Raw genomic sequence first — 16,120 nt, forward strand, 5'->3', positions numbered from 1 at the left:
CGGGCCCGCCGGGCTCCTGCACCCGAGGGTAATGGGTCGCGTGTGCCGTCGGTGATACTGGATCAGGTGAGCGATGTCGCACCGGACGGGACCGACGGGAGGGGCACCGACCCCATCCCGGGATCCGCCGACGTGCTCGTCGTCGGGGCGGGGCCGGGCGGGTCGGCGACCGCCGCACACGCGGCCGCCGCCGGACACGACGTGGTCCTCCTCGACGCCGCGGTGTTCCCGCGGGACAAGACCTGCGGTGACGGCCTCACCCCGCGTGCCGTCGCGGAGATGGAGCACCTGGGATTGGGGACGTATCTCGCCGACCGTCCACGCATCGTGGGCCTGGCGATGCGGGGTTGGGGTGCGTCGCAACGTGTTCCGTGGCCGTCGGGGCGATTTCCCGCACACGGCAGTGCGGTTGCGCGCACCGAACTCGACGACGCCGTCCGCCGTGTGGCTCTCGACCGCGGGGCGCGGATGGTCTCCGGTGTGCGGGCGGTCGGTGCCGAGATCCGCGACGGCGCCGTCCGATCCGTCGACGTGGTCGGCGAGGACGGGCCGACGTCGATCCGGGTGGGGCAGGTGATCGTCGCCGACGGTGTGCGGTCGCCCCTGGGCAAGGCGTTGGGCCGGGAATGGCACCGCGACACGGCCTTCGGCATCGCCGCACGGTCGTATGCGACGTCCGGTCGCGCCGACGACGAGTGGATGGGCTCGGATCTCGAACTGCACGGCGCCGACGGCGAACTTCTCCCGGGCTACGGCTGGGTCTTCCCGCTCGGCGACGGCACCGTGAACCTCGGTGTGGGTGCGTTGGCGACGGCGAAGCGCCCCGCGCACATCGCGCTGAGGTCGGTGCTCACGCAGTACGCGACGTCACAGCGCGATCGGTGGCAGCTCGACGGTGGCCCGCAGCGGATCGCGTCGGCGCTCCTGCCGATGGGCGGTGCTGTCAGCACCGTCGCGGGCCGCAACTGGATGCTCGTCGGCGATTCCGCGGCGTGCGTGAACCCGTTGAACGGTGAGGGCATCGACTACGCGCTGGAGACGGGGCGTTTCGCCGCGGCGCGTCTGCACGAGCGCGACCACACGACGGCCTGGCCCGTCCTGCTCACCGAGCACTACGGGACGGCGTTCTCCGCCGCCCGTCGGCTCGCGGGTGTCCTGACCGTTCCCCAGGCCGTCCCGGTCCTGGGGCGTCCGGGCATCCGGTCACAGGCGCTGATGTCGATGGTGGTGCGGGTGATGGGCAACCTCATCACCGCCGAGGACCGCGACCTCGTCGCGCGCGCGTGGCATGCCGCGGGGAAGGTGTCGACCGTCGTCGATCACCGCCCACCGTTCAGCTAGGTGCGCCGGCCTGGTCGGCGGCGATCCCGCTGTGCAGGGCCGCGATCCCGCCGGTGAGATTGCGCCATCGCACCCCGGTGAACCCCGCGTCGGAGATCCGTCGTGCCAGTGCCTCCTGATCGGGCCATGCCCGGATCGATTCCGCGAGATAGACATACGCGTCGGGGTTGCTGGAGACGCGGTTCGCGACCGACGGGAGCGCCTTCATCAGGTACTCCATGTAGACCGTGCGGAACGGCGCGAACACCGGCGTCGAGAACTCGCAGATCACCAGACGCCCACCCGGCCGCAGGACGCGCCGCAGTTCACCCAGCGCCACGTCGACGTCGTTGACGTTGCGCAGCCCGAAGGAGATGGTCGCGGCGTCGAAGGCGCCGTCGGCGAACGGGAGATGCAGCGCGTCCGCGCCGACCTTCGGGACGGGACGCGCGGACCCGGCGTGCAGCATGCCCAACGAGAAGTCGGCGGCCACGCAGCGCGCGCCGGACGTCGCGAGTTCCTCGGTGGAGACGGCGGTCCCGGCGGCGAGGTCGAGGACGACGTCGTCGGGTGTGAGCGCCAGCGCCTCACGAGTCGCCTTGCGCCACAACCGGTCCTGACCGAACGACAGCACCGTGTTGGTGATGTCGTACCGACGTGCGACGCCGTCGAACATGGCGGCGACCTCGGACGGCTGCTTGTCCAGTCCGGCGCGGTACGTGGCTGCACTCATGGGCACCACGGTACTGCTCGTCGCCCGACTCGCCGAGCGTGCCGGAACCCACCGTCGAGCGTGCGGGTCAGGCGGTGCGGCGCGAGACGCCGAGGCTACCGGCGCGCTCGAGGACGGCCTCGTAGTGACCCAGGAGCTGATCGCAGATCGACAGCCAGGTGCGGCCGGCCACGCTGCGACGGGCGGCCGCACCGAACGCCGGGCCGACGGTCGGGTCGAGGAGGGCGTCGACCGCGGCAGGCAGACGCTGCTCGAACGACGGGACGTCGAGGAGGTACCCCGTGCGCATCGGGGCGATGAGGTCCTTCGGTCCGCCGGCGTCGGGTCCGATGACGGGCACACCGCTGGCGAGCGCCTCCTGGACCGCCTGGCAGAACGTCTCGTGTTCCCCGGCGTGGACGAAGACGTCGAAACTGGCGTAGGCGGAGGCGAGTTCGAGGCCCGACAGCTCGCCGGTGAACACCGCGTCAGGCATCAGACGCTGCAGGCGTGCACGTTCCGGCCCGTCCCCGACGATGACGATCTGCAGGTCGCGGCGGCCGCTGAGCACGGCGAGACGTTCGACGTGCTTCTCCGGTGCCAACCGCCCGACGAACCCGACGATGGGCGCGCCCGTCGGACTCCACCGGGCTCGCAGCGCGTCGTCGCGGCGTCGGGGGTCGAACTTCTCGGCGTCGACCCCACGGCCCCACCGGAACACCCGCGGCACACCGTGCTCCTGCAACGCGCGGACCGACACCGACGACGGCGCCAGCGTGCGATCGCACGACGCGTGCAGACGTCGTGTCCACGCCCACGCGGCGCGGGTGGTGAGCCCGACCCCGTAGCTGGACGCGAACCCGGCGACGTCGGTCTGGAAGACGGCGACCGTCGGGATGTCGAGGCGGTTGGCCGCATGCGCACCGGCGGCACCGACGACGAACGGGGAGGCGAGATGCACCACGTCGGGGGCGAAGTCGGCCAGAGCGCGGTACAGCGCCGGGTGCGGCATCCCGACGGGCAGCGACGAGATCTTCGGGACGTTCACCGACGGCACCAGATGCACCGGTACGCCGTTGATCTCGCGGGGCGCGGGGGCGGATCCGCGCGGGGTGTCGGGCGCGACGACGATCGCGTCGTGTCCGCGTCGATCGAGGTGGTCGAGCACTCGCAGGACCGAGTTCACGACGCCGTTGGTGTTCGGCAGGAAACTCTCCGTCACGATGGCTGTACGCACGGACGTCAGTGTGGTGAGCGCACCTGACCCGGATCGTTCTCCGACGTGACCCCACCCGGAATGGCGGGTGAACTGTCCGTGCCCGGTTCACCCGCCGTCTGTCCGTCGGTGTCGTCGGCGACGTGTGCCCGTCGTCGTCGGGAGTACTCGGCGATCCCCACCATCACCACGACGATGACGAGCCAGGTGACCCCGACCACCGACAACGCCGGGACGACGGCCAGGCTCGCATCGCGCCCGGCGACACGGACCACGTCCGGGTTGCGGGTGTCGTAGTCGACGTTGATGCGCTGACCCGCGGTCAGTTCGGTCGGGTAGAAGATGCCGAGTCGCGGACTGCGCAGCTCACCGTCGGGGGTGTAGAAGCGGACGGTCGACTTGGTGGCGCCGGCCGTCACGACGTCGGCGACGGCGGTGCCGCGGTGACTGTCGATGGCGGCGTCGTCGCGGTAGCACCCGGCGACGACCACACCCATCATCACGGTCACGATCGCGCCGACGATCACGATCGTGATCTGCGTCCGTCGCAGCGCAGTCGGCATGCGCGTCAGGATACCGCCGCACCCTGAGCACTCTCGGCGCGCACTTTCAGCCCACTCGGCGGGGTGTTTCGGCCCACTCGGCGGGGTAGCCCACCCACCCGTCGAGTGGGCGGTTCCAGACGCCCGTTGGGCGGTTCCAGACGCCCGTTGGGCGGTTCCAGACGTCCAGTGGGCGGTTCCGAACGTCGCGTGGGCGGCTACTCGCCTCGGATACCCGATGCGATCGCCGCGTGGACGTCGCGGAGGCGGTCGCGGTCGGTGGGGACCTCGATGACCCGCATGCCGCTGCCCCCGGCACCGAGCGCCGCGGGCAGGTCGGCGAGCTCGACGCGACGGTGCTCGACGCCGAATCCCGCGCACACCCGACCGATGTCGGCGCGGTGCGGGGTGCCGAACACCCGCTCGAACGCCCCGTCCCAGGCGGGACCGTCGAATCGACGTTCACCCTGCTCCAGCAGCCCGAAGATGCCGCCGCCGTCGTCGTTGGCGACGACGATCGTGAGGTCGCGCGGCCGCGGCTCGCCGGGACCGATCAGCAGCCCGGACGCGTCGTGCAGGAACGTCAGGTCGCCCATGAACGCGACGGTCCGACGGTCGTCGGCGGCCAGCGCGGCACCGATGGCCGTCGAGTTGGTGCCGTCGATGCCGGCGACGCCGCGGTTCGACATCACCCGCACCTCCGACGACACCCGACCGGCCAGCGCGACGTCGCGGATCGGGTTCGACGCGCCGACGAGCAGCTGCTCACCGGGTCGCATGGCGGCGCTCACCGTGCGGGCGACGTGCAGACCGGTCGCGGCACCGTCGCGGTCGAGTTCGGCGTCGACCGAGGCGACAGCCCTCTGCTGGGCGTCGGCGCAGGCCTTCAGCCACTCCTCGGACGGGGCTCCCGCGACCTCCGCACGCGTGCCCGTCGCGAGCACGTTGCCCGAGACGTCCGGCCAGCGCGGTCCGGTGGTCAGCGCGTAGACGCGCACCTCCGGGTCGGCGAGGAGTCGCGACACCTGACGATGCAGCGTCGGCCGACCGCAGATGATCGCCTGCTTGGGGCGCAGCACCGACAGCGCCAACGGGTGCAGCGGCGTCGCCGGGGACGGGGCCGTCGGCTCGGCGACGGTGGGGATGCCGGCCAGTTCGGGCCGCACGCCGGCGCCGTGCCCGGAGACGACGACGGTGTCGTCGGTGATGTCGATGTCGAGGGGGACGTCCAGTTTCCCGACAGCCGCTGTGGTCCAGGGAGCCCCGTCGTCGCGACCGGCGAAGACACCGAGATCGTCGTCGGGTCCGACGCCCGCCTCGGGCACCAGAGGTTCGCGCAGCGGGATGTCGAACTGGACGGGGCCGGCGTTGCCGGTGCGCGCGCCCCGTGCCGCGGCCAGCGCACGGCACACCCCGGACCGCCACTGCGAGTTGGTGTCGAGATCCTGTTCGGCGAGACCGAGGCTGATCGCGGCGCGCACCTGGGTGCCGAAGATCCCGAACTGCTCGATGGTCTGGTTCGCACCCGACCCGAGCAGTTCGTACGGACGGTTCGCGCTGACGACGACGAGCGGGACGCGGGCGTAGTTGGCCTCGAAGACCGCCGGGCTGACGTTGGCGACGGCGGTGCCGCTGGTCATCACGAACGGCACGGGCTGTCCCGACGCGGCCGCGAGCCCGAGTGCGAGGTACCCGGCGGTGCGTTCGTCGATCCGGACGTGCAGTCGCAGGCGACCCGCACGATCGGCCGCGTGGAGGGCGAGCGCGAGCGGCGCGTTGCGTGACCCCGGGCAGAGGACCGCCTCCCGGACGCCGCCGCGCACCATCTCGTCGACGATGACGCGGGCCTGCACGGTGGACGGGTTCATCAGTCCAGCGTAGATACCTGCGACGGCGCGTCCGGATGTCGTCGCTCACCCCCGGTCCGCGGCACCCCGATCGGTTCGGTGGACGCGAGCCGTTCCAGCAGCGGTACGCACAGCATGAGCAGGCCGCGTTCGGTCTCGTCGAGCTGGTCGTCGACGGCCCGCGCGAGCCATTCGTCGCGCAGCGCGCGGTCCTCGGTGAGGAGGTTCACACCGGCCTCGGTGAGGGAGACGAGCTGGCGTCGACGGTCATCAGGATCGGTGGTGCGCGCGATGAGTCCGCCGTCGGTCAGCTTGTTCATGCTCACCGTCAGCGACTGCACGCGGACGTGCATGCGATCGGCCAGGTGGGCGACGGTCGTCGCGCCCAGACGGTCGAGGTAGCCCAGGACGGTGACCTGCGTCAGCGTGAGGCCGTGGTCCGGTCGGTGCAGGCGGGCCGCCCGCGCGACACCCATGACGGCCTCGCGCAACCGGGTGGCGTCGGAGTCGGACATACCAAGATCATAGAAGATAGTTCTCGACGCTCTCCACCTACGACGCGGCTGTACGAACCCGCAATACCAAGAGTAACCTTGCCATCATGCTGATCCGCTGGGGTGTTCTCGTCGCCGTCACGGCGGTCGCCACCCTCGGCCTCGACCAGCTCTCGGTCCCCTCGGCCGCACTGTTCGCCGGGCTGGTCGTCGCGGCCGTGCTGGCGCTGCTGGGCTGGGCCCCGACAGGCCGCCCCGGTCCCGGACCCGACGCACCCGCACGTCCACCCATGCCACGCGCCTGGGGTGTCGCCGGGCAGGGCGTCCTCGGCGTCTACATCGGGACGATGGTGCAGCCCGACGTGCTCGGCGGCCTCGCCCGGTCGTGGTTGCCCGTCGTGGTCATCGCGCTGGGCACGCTGGTGCTCTCCGTCGGCGGTGGCGTGCTGCTCGGCCTGCACCGACGCGTCGACCCGCTCACCGGCTCGCTGGCCCTGGTCGCCGGCGGAGCGTCCGGACTCGTCGCGCTGACCCGCGAACTCGGCGGCGACGATCGTGTCGTCGCGGTGGTCCAGTACGTCCGCGTCGGCCTGGTGACCGTCACCATGCCGATCGTCGCGACCCTGGTCTACGGCGCCCACACCGGTGGGTCGTCGTCGCCGGACAGCGGCGCGGGTCTCACCGACCAGGCGTGGGGGCTGCTGCTCCTGGCCGCCGGCATCGGGATCGGCCTGACCGTCGGCCGGGCGATCCGCCTGCCGGCCGCCGGCCTGCTCGGGCCGTTGATCGTGACCGTCGTCGCCGAACTGACCGGCCTCGCGGGGTCGGCGGTGGTCCCGTCGATGCTGGTCGTCGCGGCCTACGCCGTCATCGGGTGGCAGGCGGGTCTCGGCTTCACCATGGCGAGCATGCGGGCGATCGGCCGGATCCTGCCCCTGGCCGTGGTCCTCATCGTGGTGATCGGCGTCGGGTCGGCCGGGCTCGGTGTGGTGCTCAGCGCCTGGACCGGCGAGAGCATGTTCGACAGCTACCTGGCGACGACGCCCGGCGGGATCTACGCGGTGCTCGCCGCCGCGGCCGCGTCGGGCTCCAACATCACCTTCGTGCTGGCCGCGCAGATCATCCGGGTGCTGATGATGTTGTTCGTCGCGCCGTTCGCCGCCCGCGGCTACAACCGGTGGCGCACGCGACGATCCGATCGGCGCACCGTCGAGCAGCCCGAACCCGCCCACATCTGACGCACCGGCGGTCGGGGTTCGGCCCTATGGGTGACCCGGGCGGCGCTAGTAGGGTCGCCCCATGACCGATTCGTCCAGGGAATTCGACGTCGTCGTGTTCGGTGCCACCGGCTTCGTGGGTGCGCTCACCGCCGACTACCTCGCGCGATCGGCCCCCGCCGGTACGCGTGTCGCCCTCGCCGGCCGCAGCGAGACCAAACTCGCCTCGGTGCGTCGCACCCTGCCCGCGACCGCACACGACTGGCCGCTCATCGTCGCCGACGCCGACTCGCCGTCGTCGCTCGACGCGATGGCCGCGCGGACCCGCGTCGTGTGCACCACCGTCGGGCCGTACCTCAAGTACGGCGAGCTGGTGCTGGCCGCGACGGTCACCGCCGGGTCCGACTACGTCGACCTCACCGGTGAGGTGCCGTTCGTGCGTCTGTCCATCGACAAGTTCGGTGAGCAGGCGGAGGCGAGCGGTTCGCGCATCGTGCACTCCTGCGGCTTCGACTCCATCCCGTCCGACATCGGCGTCTACCTGCTGCATCGTGCGGTCGCCGAGGCCGGTGCCGGCGAGATGACCGACACCACGCTCGTCGTGCGGTCGTTCAAGGGCGGCGTCTCCGGCGGGACCGTCGACTCCATGCGCGTCATCGCCCAGGAGGCGAAAGACCCTGCGACGCGGCGCACCCTGCTCGACAAGCACGCCCTGTCGACCGGTCCCGGCGAGCCGCGCCTGCGTCGCGAGGGCGAGCCGAGCGACACCCGACTGATGCCCGCGTCCAGCGTCGACCCGTCGTTGAAGGGCACGCTGGCGCCGTTCGTGATGGCCTCACACAACACCCGCATCGTCCGACGCAGCAATGCGTTGCTGGACAACGCCTACGGTGAGCGGTTCCGCTACTCCGAGGCGATGTCGGTGGGGTCGCTGCCGGTCGTCTCGACGATCGTCGCCGGTGCCGTCGCGGGTGGTCTCGGCGCGTTCCTGGCGGCGATGGCGTTCACACCGACCCGCAAGCTGCTCGATCGCATCCTCCCCGCCCCCGGCGACGGACCGAGCGAGAAGGCCCGCGAGAACGGGCATTTCACCTGCGACGTCTTCACCACGACGACGACGGGCAAGCGGTTCTCGTCGCGGGTGTCGGCGCAGGGCGACCCCGGCTACAAGGCGACCGCGGTGATGCTCGGCGAGAGTGCACTGACCCTCGCCCTCGACCGCGACGCCCTGCCGAAGCGCACCGGTGTGCTGACGCCCGCCGCCGCGATGGGCGACGCTCTCGTCGCCCGCCTGCGGGGTGCCGGGATGACGCTGACCGCCGGTCCGGTCGGCGCCACCACCACGGCCTGACGCAGCGGTGACGCCTCACGTCCTGTTCGTCTGCACCGGCAACATCTGTCGGTCCCCGATGGCGGAATACCTTCTCCGCCATCGCCTTCGGGACAACCCGGAGGTCGCGACGGTCGGCAGTGCCGGTGTCGCTGCACTGGTCGACCACCCGGCGCATCCGCTCACCGAGGAGGTCCTCGCCGAGCGAGGGATCGACGCACAGGGTTTCCGGGCGCGCTACCTGACCCCGGCGATCCTCACCGACGCCGACCTGGTGCTGGGTATGTCGCGGGAGCACCGTGACGCGGCGACGTCGAAGGCACCGGTGCGGTGGAAGCGGATCGCGGTGTTCCGTGAGTTCGACGAGGCGATCGCCGACGGAGGCGCCGACCTCACGGCGACACGCTTCCCCGGCGACCGGAACCGTCCCGAGCTCGACATTGCCGACCCGATGGGCCGGCCGCGTGAGGAGTTCGATCGCGTCGCCGCAGAACTCGACCCACTCGTCGAGCGTCTCGCCGACTGGTTGTCGTCGCTGCGCGACTGACTGTGCGGGGTCGGGCCGTCAGTACGCGCCGCGGCTGGACACGACGGTCCGCACGGTCCGCCACAGGATCGCGACATCCTGTGCGATGGACCAGTTCTCGACATAGCTGAGGTCGAGGCGGACCGATTCCTCCCAGTTGAGGTCGGATCGGCCGGAGACCTGCCACAGTCCGGTGATGCCGGGGCGCACCAGCATGCGTCGGGCGATGGGGCCGGAATACCGCTGCACCTCCGACGGCAACGGGGGGCGCGGCCCGACCAGGCTCATGGACCCGCCCAGCACGTTGAACAGCTGCGGCAACTCGTCGAGACTGTAGCGCCGCAGGATCTTCCCGACGCGGGTGACGCGGGGGTCGTCGCGCATCTTGAACAGCAGACCGGCGCCCTCGTTCTGTGCCTGCAACTCGGCCAGTCTGGCGTCCGCGTCGACCACCATCGAGCGGAACTTCCACATGAGGAACGGCTCGTTGTTCAGCCCGATCCGCTGCGCGCGGTAGAACACCGGGCCCGGCGAGTCGAGTTTGACCGCGATCGCGCAGGCCAGCAAAACCGGCGCGGCGAGCATCACGGCGGCGAACGCACCGAGCCGGTCGACGGTGGCCTTGAGGATGCGGTTGGCGCCCTGATAGGTCGGCTTCTCCACGTGCAGCAGCGGCAGCCCCGCGACCGGTCGCACCAGCATCCGCGGCCCGGCGACGTCGATGACACCGGGATCGACGACCATGTCGACGTGGAGACCTTCGAGCTCCCAGGACAATTCGCGCATCGCAGAGTGCCCGAGGACCTCTGCGGAGGTGACGGCGACCGTCGTCGCACGGGATGCCACCACCGCGTCGCCGGCCTGGGAGAAGTCGCCCAGGATGGGGATCGAATGGTCACCGATGGTGATCTCGGAGCGGTTCCCCGGCGTCGGCAGGCAGAGGCCGACCACGTCGAATCCCAGCTCCGGACTCCGCATCAGGTGGGCGATGAGCGGTCGGGCCGAGCGTTCCCCGCCGATCACGAGGACGTGGTTGAGGCAGTTGCGACGACGGCGGGACGCCTTGAGGTCGAGGCGCCACAAGTAATGCGAGAGGAGGAGGCCGAGCGTCCCGAGCGGCAGCGCCAGAGCGATGAACCCACGCGCGATGTTCAGTTTGAGCAGCAGATCGACGATAGCCAACAGACCGAACAGGGTGAGGCTCGCGCTGACGACGCGACTGAACTCCGTCGGGCCGGTGCCGATGATCCGCAGATCCGACACCCGGGTGACGTACAGCAGCACCACCCACAAGCCCGCGATGAGTGCGGCGACGAACACGGCGGGGATCTCGAGACTGGCGACGGGGATGGTCAGCTCGGTGCCGAAGCGGGCGATCTCGGCGGCGACGACGGCCACCACGACGACCACGGCATCGGTGAAGACCAGTCGGCGGCGGTAGCGGTCCGCCCAGGTGGTGAGGCGTTCGCGAGTCCGGGGGCGCCGCGCCAGGCGAGCCGAGACCCGACTGCCGGACCGCTCGCGTGGACTCGTCTCGGCGGTCATCACGCTCCCCTCACCTCACGAGCCTGCCCTCGTGCGATCTCTCCCCTGACGACCACGAATTACTTGCCGAATCACAATATTTTGACTGGTTCAAGTATCCGAAATGCGCCACATCGCGCGTCGGGGAGCGCAATCCCCACGCCCGATCCCGACTCGCTGAACCTATATTCTCCGCACGCCCCTCGCAACCGCTGTTGCAGGACCGCATCTGTTGGAACGACACGTCGCGCGGAGCTCCTGCGCCCCCCGCGACGAGGATGACGAGGAGCGCGGCCGGAAATGCCCAGCTAGGGCTGGCCGGGCTTGAGCGCGATGAACAATCCGTCGGCCTCGGCGCAGAGTCGGTCACCGTCGTGCATTGTCGCGGTGACGAAGATTTTACGTCCGTCGATGCGATTGATTCCGGTACGCACCGTCAAATCACGATAGAGCGGTGTTATCGACCGATAATTAACAGTCAAAAAGGCCGTTCTCGTCACTTTTCCCGACGCCAATGCGCCGGTCATACCGAGAAGATCGTCGAATGCGAGTCCGATGTACCCGCCGTGCGCGGCGTTGTTGCCACCCAGGTGGAAGCGGGTGAAGCGCACCGTCGCGTGCACGCCGTTCTCGTCGGCTTTCTCGACCTCGTACGGCGGGAGGGTGATGTTCCCGCGGGCGGGCAGATCGATGCGCGTGCCCGACGGCGCCTCCCATTCGTTGATCGCGCATGCGCCGAGTTCGTCGTTGACCTCCCCCAGAGTGGCGATGAGCCGGTCGACGAGTTCCTCACTCGGTTCGGCCGCGCGGGCCCGGTCCATGAACAGTCGGACGGCGTCGACGAATTCGCCGTAGCGCGGGCCTCCACGGTCGGTGTTGATGGCCATGTCGGCGCGGAATCCGCCCTCATGCGCCTCGTCGTGGCTGGTCGTCGCACCGGTGTCGCTCATCCGCTCACGCTATCGGTAGGCCGATCGGGGCCGACGCGGAGCGTCAGCCGACGCACGCGACCGCCGTCACTAGGCTCGTCAGGATGAGCGACGCCAGCAGCCCGTCCCCGTTCGTGCCCGAGCAGTGGGCGCCCGTCGAGGGGTTCTCCGACCTCACCGACATCACCTATCACCGCCACACCGGAGCCGGCCGGGAGAACGGGATCGTGCGGATCGCCTTCGATCGACCGGAGGTGCGCAATGCGTTCCGCCCGCACACCGTCGACGAGCTGTACCGCACCCTCGACCACGCCCGCCGCACGCCCGACGTGGGGACGGTGCTGCTCACCGGCAACGGACCGAGTCCCCGCGACGGCGGGTGGGCGTTCTGCAGCGGTGGTGACCAGCGGATCCGCGGGCGCTCGGGCTACCAGTACGCCGGCGGCGAGACCACCGACACCGTCGACACCGCACGTGTCCAGGCCGAGGGCGGTCGTCTGCACATCCTCGAGGTGCAGCGTCTGATCCGCACCATGCCGAAGGTCGTCATCGCCGTCGTCAGCGGTTGGGCGGCCGGTGGCGGGCACTCGCTGCACGTCGTCTGCGACCTCACCATCGCTTCTCGCGAGCACGCACGGTTCAAGCAGACGGACGCCGACGTCGGCTCGTTCGACGCCGGGTACGGCAGCGCCTACCTGGCCAAGCAGGTCGGCCAGAAGTTCGCGCGGGAGATCTTCTTCCTGGGCCGCAGCTACGACGCCGAGGCGATGCAGCGGATGGGGGCAGTCAACGAGGTCGCCGACCACGCCGACCTGGAGAACACCGCCGTCGAGTGGGCCCGGGCGATCAACGGCAAGTCCCCCACCGCCCAGCGGATGCTGAAGTTCGCCTTCAACCTCACCGACGACGGCCTGATGGGCCAGCAGGTGTTCGCCGGCGAGGCCACCCGTCTGGCCTACATGACCGACGAGGCCGTCGAGGGCCGCGACGCCTTCCTGCAGAAACGCGACCCCGACTGGACCGCTTTCCCGTATTACTACTGACCCGATCCGGTCGAAGTCCGCATCCTGACCGGTCTCCGTGGTCATGGTGACCACGACCCCGGCTGAGGGTGCGGATCTCGGTCACGACGCCCGCCGGTCGCGATGTCGTCGCGGCCTGGTGAGCGCGACGATCTCCTGCTCGGTGGTGTTCCAGGAATGGAACACGTCCTGATAGGTCAGTCGCATGCTCAGGTCCCCACGAAGCAGCGCGGCACGATCGCGGCGCCGATCCTCCTGATAGGTGTCTGCACCCGTGTGGTGCTTGCGACTGTCGCACTCGATGAGCAGTTTCCCGACTCGGAGGTCGACCTGCCCGACGGTCGGGACCTTCGGTTGCACGTCGACGTGGAAACCTCTCGCCCGCAGCCGGACGCGGACGGCGGTCTCGGTCCCTGACTGTGACCGCCCGTCGCACTTCTCCATCAGGGCCAGCGATCGCCGGGAGAGCGGCCGCAGGAGCGCCACGAGATCCTCCACGCTGCGACCGCTCTGGTTCATCACCGAGTCGCACAGGATCAGCCAGTCCTCGTCCGAGACGCACTGTGCCGCGCAGACCAGGGCGTCGAGCGGGGTGTCGACGGCAGTGGTCACCGGCCATGGGGCGCCGTGACCCCGACAGAACCTGCCCGTCCTCGAATCACGCAGGTGGCGGGCCGCTCGGACATGTACGCCGCCGTATCCCTCCGGGATCCAGACCCCGGCGCGAGCCAGGACGGAGACGCAACTGAGTGCGCCGCCACGGCGAACAGCCTCGACCACGTCGCCGTCGGCCCCTGCGGTCCGGTACCAGCCGTGGCGAACCGACACGAGTTCCTCCGCGCGCACCTTCGCTCGCAGCAGGTTGTTCCCGACACCCATGGCACCGAGTTCCGCGCGGCTGTAGACCCCAGGCTTCATGTTCATGGGACGCGATGCGGCGGTTTCCGGTTCCACCTGTGGCCGAAATCAGCATTCTGACGCGGGGGCGTGGTCACAGTGACCACGGAGCACCGTCAGAGTGCGGAATTCGGCAATCTACCGGTCTGACGCGCGCCGGTTCAGGATCCGGGTGGCGAGGGGGACCGCGATGGCGAGGAGTACAGCGGAGCAGATGAGGGTGTAGGCCTGGGCGTGCTCGGAGGCCCAGGTGATCGGTTCGCGCACAGCGGGATCCGCGGAGATCGGGTTGCCGAAGCCCTGTCGGAAGCTGCGGGCGACGGCGGTGACGGGATTCCACGTCGCGAGGAAGCGCAGCGGCTCGGGCAGCAGTCGCGACGGGATGAACGCCGACGACACGAAGCTCAGCGGGAACACGACGGTCATCACCAGACTCTGCGCGGCCTGCGCCGACGCGCTGACCAGGCCGATGATCGCCCCCACCCAGCTCAGCGCGAACCCGAACACCAGCGCGGTCCCGAACGACCCGACGGCGAACCAGAAGCCACCGGAGATCCGCCACCCGATGATGTAGCCGGCCGCGGTCATCACCGACAGCCCGACGATGTTGATCGTGAGGTCGGAGACGGTGCGCCCCAGGATGATCCCGGCACGCGACATCGGCAACGACCGCATCCGGTCCACCATCCCGGTGTCGAGGTCCGACGAGAGTCCGAGCGCCGTGTACCCCGCGTTGAACGTCACGGTCTGCGCCATGATCCCACCGATGAGGAACTCGCGGTAGCGATCTCCGCCGAGCGCATCGCCGAACACGTAGGAGAACAGCAGCACGAACATCAGCGGTTGCAGCACCACGCCCAGCAGCATCTGCGAGTTCCGCGCGATGATCCGCAGGTTGCGCACCGCGACGACCTCGCAGTCGACGAGGAACGGCACCGCACCCCGCGACCGCACCACCGCGGTCACGACGCCGCACCGTCGGCGGTGAGCGATCGGAACGCGTCGTCCAGCGACGGCGCCCGCACCGACGCATCGGCGACCTCGATCCCCGCGACCGCCAGCGCCGACACCACCGCGGCCACCGCCGCCGACCCGTCGAGCGCCTCGACGGTCACCACGTCCCCGACAGCCTCGACGGAGACGTACCCCTCCCCGATCGCACCCCGTACCCGGCTCGGGTCGGCGGCGGACGCCAACCGGACGGTCACCGTCGCCGTCCCGAACCGCTTTTTCAACTCCTCGGGTCCGCCACGGGCGACGACGGACCCGCGATGGATGACGGTGACGTCGTCGGCGAGGCGATCGGCCTCCTCCAGGTACTGCGTCGTCAACAGCACGGTGCTGCCGTCGGCGGCGAGGTCGCGCACCGAGTCCCACAGCGTCTCGCGGCCGGTCGGGTCCAGGCCGGCACTGGGCTCGTCGAGGACGACGACGGGCGGTCCGGCGACCAGCGCGCCGGCCAGGTCGAGCTTGCGCCGCATCCCGCCCGACCACGTCCGCACCCGACGACCCGCCGCGTCGGCGACGCCGAATCGTTCCAGCAGCTCGTCGGCCCGTCGCCGCGCGTCACGACGCCGGTACCCCGACAGCCGCGCGATCATCGCGAGGTTCTCGCGGCCGGTGAGTGAGTCGTCGACGGTCGCGAACTGTCCCGACAGGCCGAGCAGCCCGCGCGCCCGATGGGGTTCGGCGACGACGTCGACGCCCGCCACCCGCACCGATCCCGACGTCGGCGCGATCAGGGTGGCGACGGTCCGGACGGTCGTGGTCTTCCCGGCCCCGTTCGGTCCCAGCAACGCCATCACCGTCCCCGCCGGCACCGACAGCGACACCCCGTCGACGGCGACCATGTCACTGAACGCGACGGTCAGGTCGTCGACCTCGAGCGTCACCGGACGCCGGCCTGTGAGGACCGTCTCGCACCCGGCCGGGCCCGGCGAGGGCTGGTTATTGTCGATCCATGGGGCGGACAGCGCGGCGGGGCGCCGCCTCCGTCGTCGCCCGCGTGGTCGTGGTGGCGATCGCCCTGGTGATCACCGTCGCGGCGGCGGGACTCCCGCTGTACGTGTTCCCCGTCGTCGCCGACAGTCCCCGACCGGTCGACGTCATCATGGTGCTCGGCGGGCGGCAGGACGGTCGGGAGGCCTACGCCATCTCCCTGGCCGAGCAGGGCCTCGCGAAGACCGTCCTGGTGTCGGATCCGTACACCCGCCCCGACGCCTACATGGAGGCCGTCTGCGACACCCCGCATTCCGTACGCGTGGTCTGCTTCGACCCGCAGCCCCGCACGACGCGCGGTGAGGCCCGGTTCCTGCGCGACGAGGCGCAGCGCCACGGCTGGCGGTCGGCGATGGTGGTCACCTTCAGCCCGCACGTCACCCGCGCCGACTACATCATCGGTCGCTGTTTCACCGGCGATCTCGTGATGGTCGACTACCGCGAACGGCTCTCGCTGGACTACTGGGCGTGGATGTACGCCTACCAGACAGCGGGTTTCGTGCGCGCCGCCCTGCAATCCGGCTGCTGACCCGGGCACCGGCACCG

Annotated in this window: 16 protein-coding genes; 6 read left to right on the forward strand and 10 right to left on the reverse strand. The window is 70.4% G+C overall.

Annotated elements, in window-relative coordinates:
- Positions 1-66: 66 nt before the first annotated feature.
- Entirely contained in the window at positions 67-1,341 is a 1,275-nt protein-coding gene (locus ACXVUM_RS03350) for a geranylgeranyl reductase family protein (RefSeq protein ID WP_458520451.1), read from the forward strand.
- Here ACXVUM_RS03350 and ACXVUM_RS03355 read toward each other — a convergent pair.
- From ACXVUM_RS03355 to ACXVUM_RS03375, 5 genes are all read right to left on the reverse strand, one after another.
- On the reverse strand, positions 1,334-2,053 hold the full coding sequence (locus tag ACXVUM_RS03355; protein WP_458520452.1) for a demethylmenaquinone methyltransferase: 720 nt from the start codon (positions 2,051-2,053) through the stop codon (positions 1,334-1,336). The genes ACXVUM_RS03350 and ACXVUM_RS03355 overlap by 8 nt on opposite strands.
- A 67-nt stretch (positions 2,054-2,120) precedes the next feature.
- Positions 2,121-3,269, reverse strand: coding sequence for a glycosyltransferase family 4 protein (locus ACXVUM_RS03360; protein ID WP_458520453.1), 1,149 nt, complete (start codon positions 3,267-3,269; stop codon positions 2,121-2,123).
- A 5-nt stretch (positions 3,270-3,274) separates the two neighbouring features.
- Positions 3,275-3,811 carry a hypothetical protein gene (locus ACXVUM_RS03365; RefSeq protein ID WP_458520454.1) on the reverse strand — a complete coding sequence of 179 codons (537 nt, stop codon included), beginning with the start codon at positions 3,809-3,811 and terminating at the stop codon, positions 3,275-3,277.
- A gap of 197 nt (positions 3,812-4,008) precedes the next feature.
- Positions 4,009-5,658, reverse strand: coding sequence for a 2-succinyl-5-enolpyruvyl-6-hydroxy-3-cyclohexene-1-carboxylic-acid synthase (gene menD, locus ACXVUM_RS03370; RefSeq protein WP_458520455.1), 1,650 nt, complete (start codon positions 5,656-5,658; stop codon positions 4,009-4,011).
- Positions 5,658-6,152, reverse strand: a complete 495-nt coding sequence (locus ACXVUM_RS03375) for a MarR family winged helix-turn-helix transcriptional regulator (protein ID WP_458520456.1) — start codon at positions 6,150-6,152, stop codon at positions 5,658-5,660. The genes menD and ACXVUM_RS03375 overlap by 1 nt, the downstream gene beginning before the upstream one ends.
- A gap of 89 nt (positions 6,153-6,241) precedes the next feature.
- On the opposite strand from ACXVUM_RS03375, the gene ACXVUM_RS03380 reads away from it, so the two are divergent.
- From ACXVUM_RS03380 to ACXVUM_RS03390, 3 genes are all read left to right on the forward strand, one after another.
- Positions 6,242-7,369 (forward strand): AbrB family transcriptional regulator, encoded by a 1,128-nt coding sequence (locus ACXVUM_RS03380; RefSeq protein WP_458522767.1) that lies wholly within the window; start codon positions 6,242-6,244, stop codon positions 7,367-7,369.
- A gap of 61 nt (positions 7,370-7,430) precedes the next feature.
- Positions 7,431-8,699, forward strand: a complete 1,269-nt coding sequence (locus tag ACXVUM_RS03385) for a saccharopine dehydrogenase family protein (protein WP_458520457.1) — start codon at positions 7,431-7,433, stop codon at positions 8,697-8,699.
- Between the two features lie 7 nt (positions 8,700-8,706).
- A complete protein-coding gene (locus tag ACXVUM_RS03390) occupies positions 8,707-9,225 on the forward strand; it encodes an arsenate reductase/protein-tyrosine-phosphatase family protein (protein WP_458520458.1) in 519 nt (172 codons plus the stop codon).
- An 18-nt stretch (positions 9,226-9,243) separates the two neighbouring features.
- Here the strand turns inward: ACXVUM_RS03390 and ACXVUM_RS03395 are convergent, their stop codons facing one another.
- The gene (locus ACXVUM_RS03395; RefSeq protein ID WP_458520459.1) at positions 9,244-10,749 is read right to left on the reverse strand and encodes a sugar transferase; all 1,506 of its coding nucleotides are present in this window, start codon (positions 10,747-10,749) and stop codon (positions 9,244-9,246) included.
- A gap of 287 nt (positions 10,750-11,036) precedes the next feature.
- Positions 11,037-11,678 (reverse strand): PaaI family thioesterase, encoded by a 642-nt coding sequence (locus tag ACXVUM_RS03400; RefSeq protein WP_458520460.1) that lies wholly within the window; start codon positions 11,676-11,678, stop codon positions 11,037-11,039.
- A gap of 83 nt (positions 11,679-11,761) precedes the next feature.
- On the opposite strand from ACXVUM_RS03400, the gene ACXVUM_RS03405 reads away from it, so the two are divergent.
- Entirely contained in the window at positions 11,762-12,700 is a 939-nt protein-coding gene (locus tag ACXVUM_RS03405) for a 1,4-dihydroxy-2-naphthoyl-CoA synthase (protein WP_458520461.1), read from the forward strand.
- 81 nt (positions 12,701-12,781) lie between these two features.
- Here ACXVUM_RS03405 and ACXVUM_RS03410 read toward each other — a convergent pair whose 3' ends face one another.
- From ACXVUM_RS03410 to ACXVUM_RS03420, 3 genes are all read right to left on the reverse strand, one after another.
- Positions 12,782-13,603: a hypothetical protein gene (locus tag ACXVUM_RS03410; protein WP_458520462.1), complete on the reverse strand. Its 822-nt coding sequence runs from the start codon at positions 13,601-13,603 to the stop codon at positions 12,782-12,784.
- A gap of 111 nt (positions 13,604-13,714) precedes the next feature.
- Positions 13,715-14,542: an ABC transporter permease gene (locus ACXVUM_RS03415; protein ID WP_458520463.1), complete on the reverse strand. Its 828-nt coding sequence runs from the start codon at positions 14,540-14,542 to the stop codon at positions 13,715-13,717.
- Entirely contained in the window at positions 14,539-15,468 is a 930-nt protein-coding gene (locus ACXVUM_RS03420; RefSeq protein ID WP_458520464.1) for an ATP-binding cassette domain-containing protein, read from the reverse strand. The genes ACXVUM_RS03415 and ACXVUM_RS03420 overlap by 4 nt, the downstream gene beginning before the upstream one ends.
- Positions 15,469-15,536: 68 nt before the next feature.
- On the opposite strand from ACXVUM_RS03420, the gene ACXVUM_RS03425 reads away from it, so the two are divergent.
- Complete coding sequence (locus ACXVUM_RS03425) at positions 15,537-16,103, forward strand: YdcF family protein (protein WP_458520465.1); 567 nt, start codon at positions 15,537-15,539, stop codon at positions 16,101-16,103.
- The last annotated feature ends 17 nt before the right edge of the window (positions 16,104-16,120 follow it).

The organism is Williamsia sp. SKLECPSW1, assembly GCF_054332755.1.

What these genes read in the sequence shown, in the direction of transcription:
- ACXVUM_RS03355 (WP_458520452.1), bottom strand. Translation starts at nt 2,053, where the DNA reads ATGAGTGCAGCCACGTACCGCGCCGGACTGGACAAGCAGCCGTCCGAG.
- ACXVUM_RS03365 (WP_458520454.1), bottom strand. Translation starts at nt 3,811, where the DNA reads ATGCCGACTGCGCTGCGACGGACGCAGATCACGATCGTGATCGTCGGC.
- menD (WP_458520455.1), bottom strand. Translation starts at nt 5,658, where the DNA reads ATGAACCCGTCCACCGTGCAGGCCCGCGTCATCGTCGACGAGATGGTG.
- ACXVUM_RS03375 (WP_458520456.1), bottom strand. Translation starts at nt 6,152, where the DNA reads ATGTCCGACTCCGACGCCACCCGGTTGCGCGAGGCCGTCATGGGTGTC.
- ACXVUM_RS03385 (WP_458520457.1), top strand. Translation starts at nt 7,431, where the DNA reads ATGACCGATTCGTCCAGGGAATTCGACGTCGTCGTGTTCGGTGCCACC.
- ACXVUM_RS03395 (WP_458520459.1), bottom strand. Translation starts at nt 10,749, where the DNA reads ATGACCGCCGAGACGAGTCCACGCGAGCGGTCCGGCAGTCGGGTCTCG.
- ACXVUM_RS03400 (WP_458520460.1), bottom strand. Translation starts at nt 11,678, where the DNA reads ATGAGCGACACCGGTGCGACGACCAGCCACGACGAGGCGCATGAGGGC.
- ACXVUM_RS03405 (WP_458520461.1), top strand. Translation starts at nt 11,762, where the DNA reads ATGAGCGACGCCAGCAGCCCGTCCCCGTTCGTGCCCGAGCAGTGGGCG.
- ACXVUM_RS03410 (WP_458520462.1), bottom strand. Translation starts at nt 13,603, where the DNA reads ATGAACATGAAGCCTGGGGTCTACAGCCGCGCGGAACTCGGTGCCATG.
- ACXVUM_RS03425 (WP_458520465.1), top strand. Translation starts at nt 15,537, where the DNA reads ATGGGGCGGACAGCGCGGCGGGGCGCCGCCTCCGTCGTCGCCCGCGTG.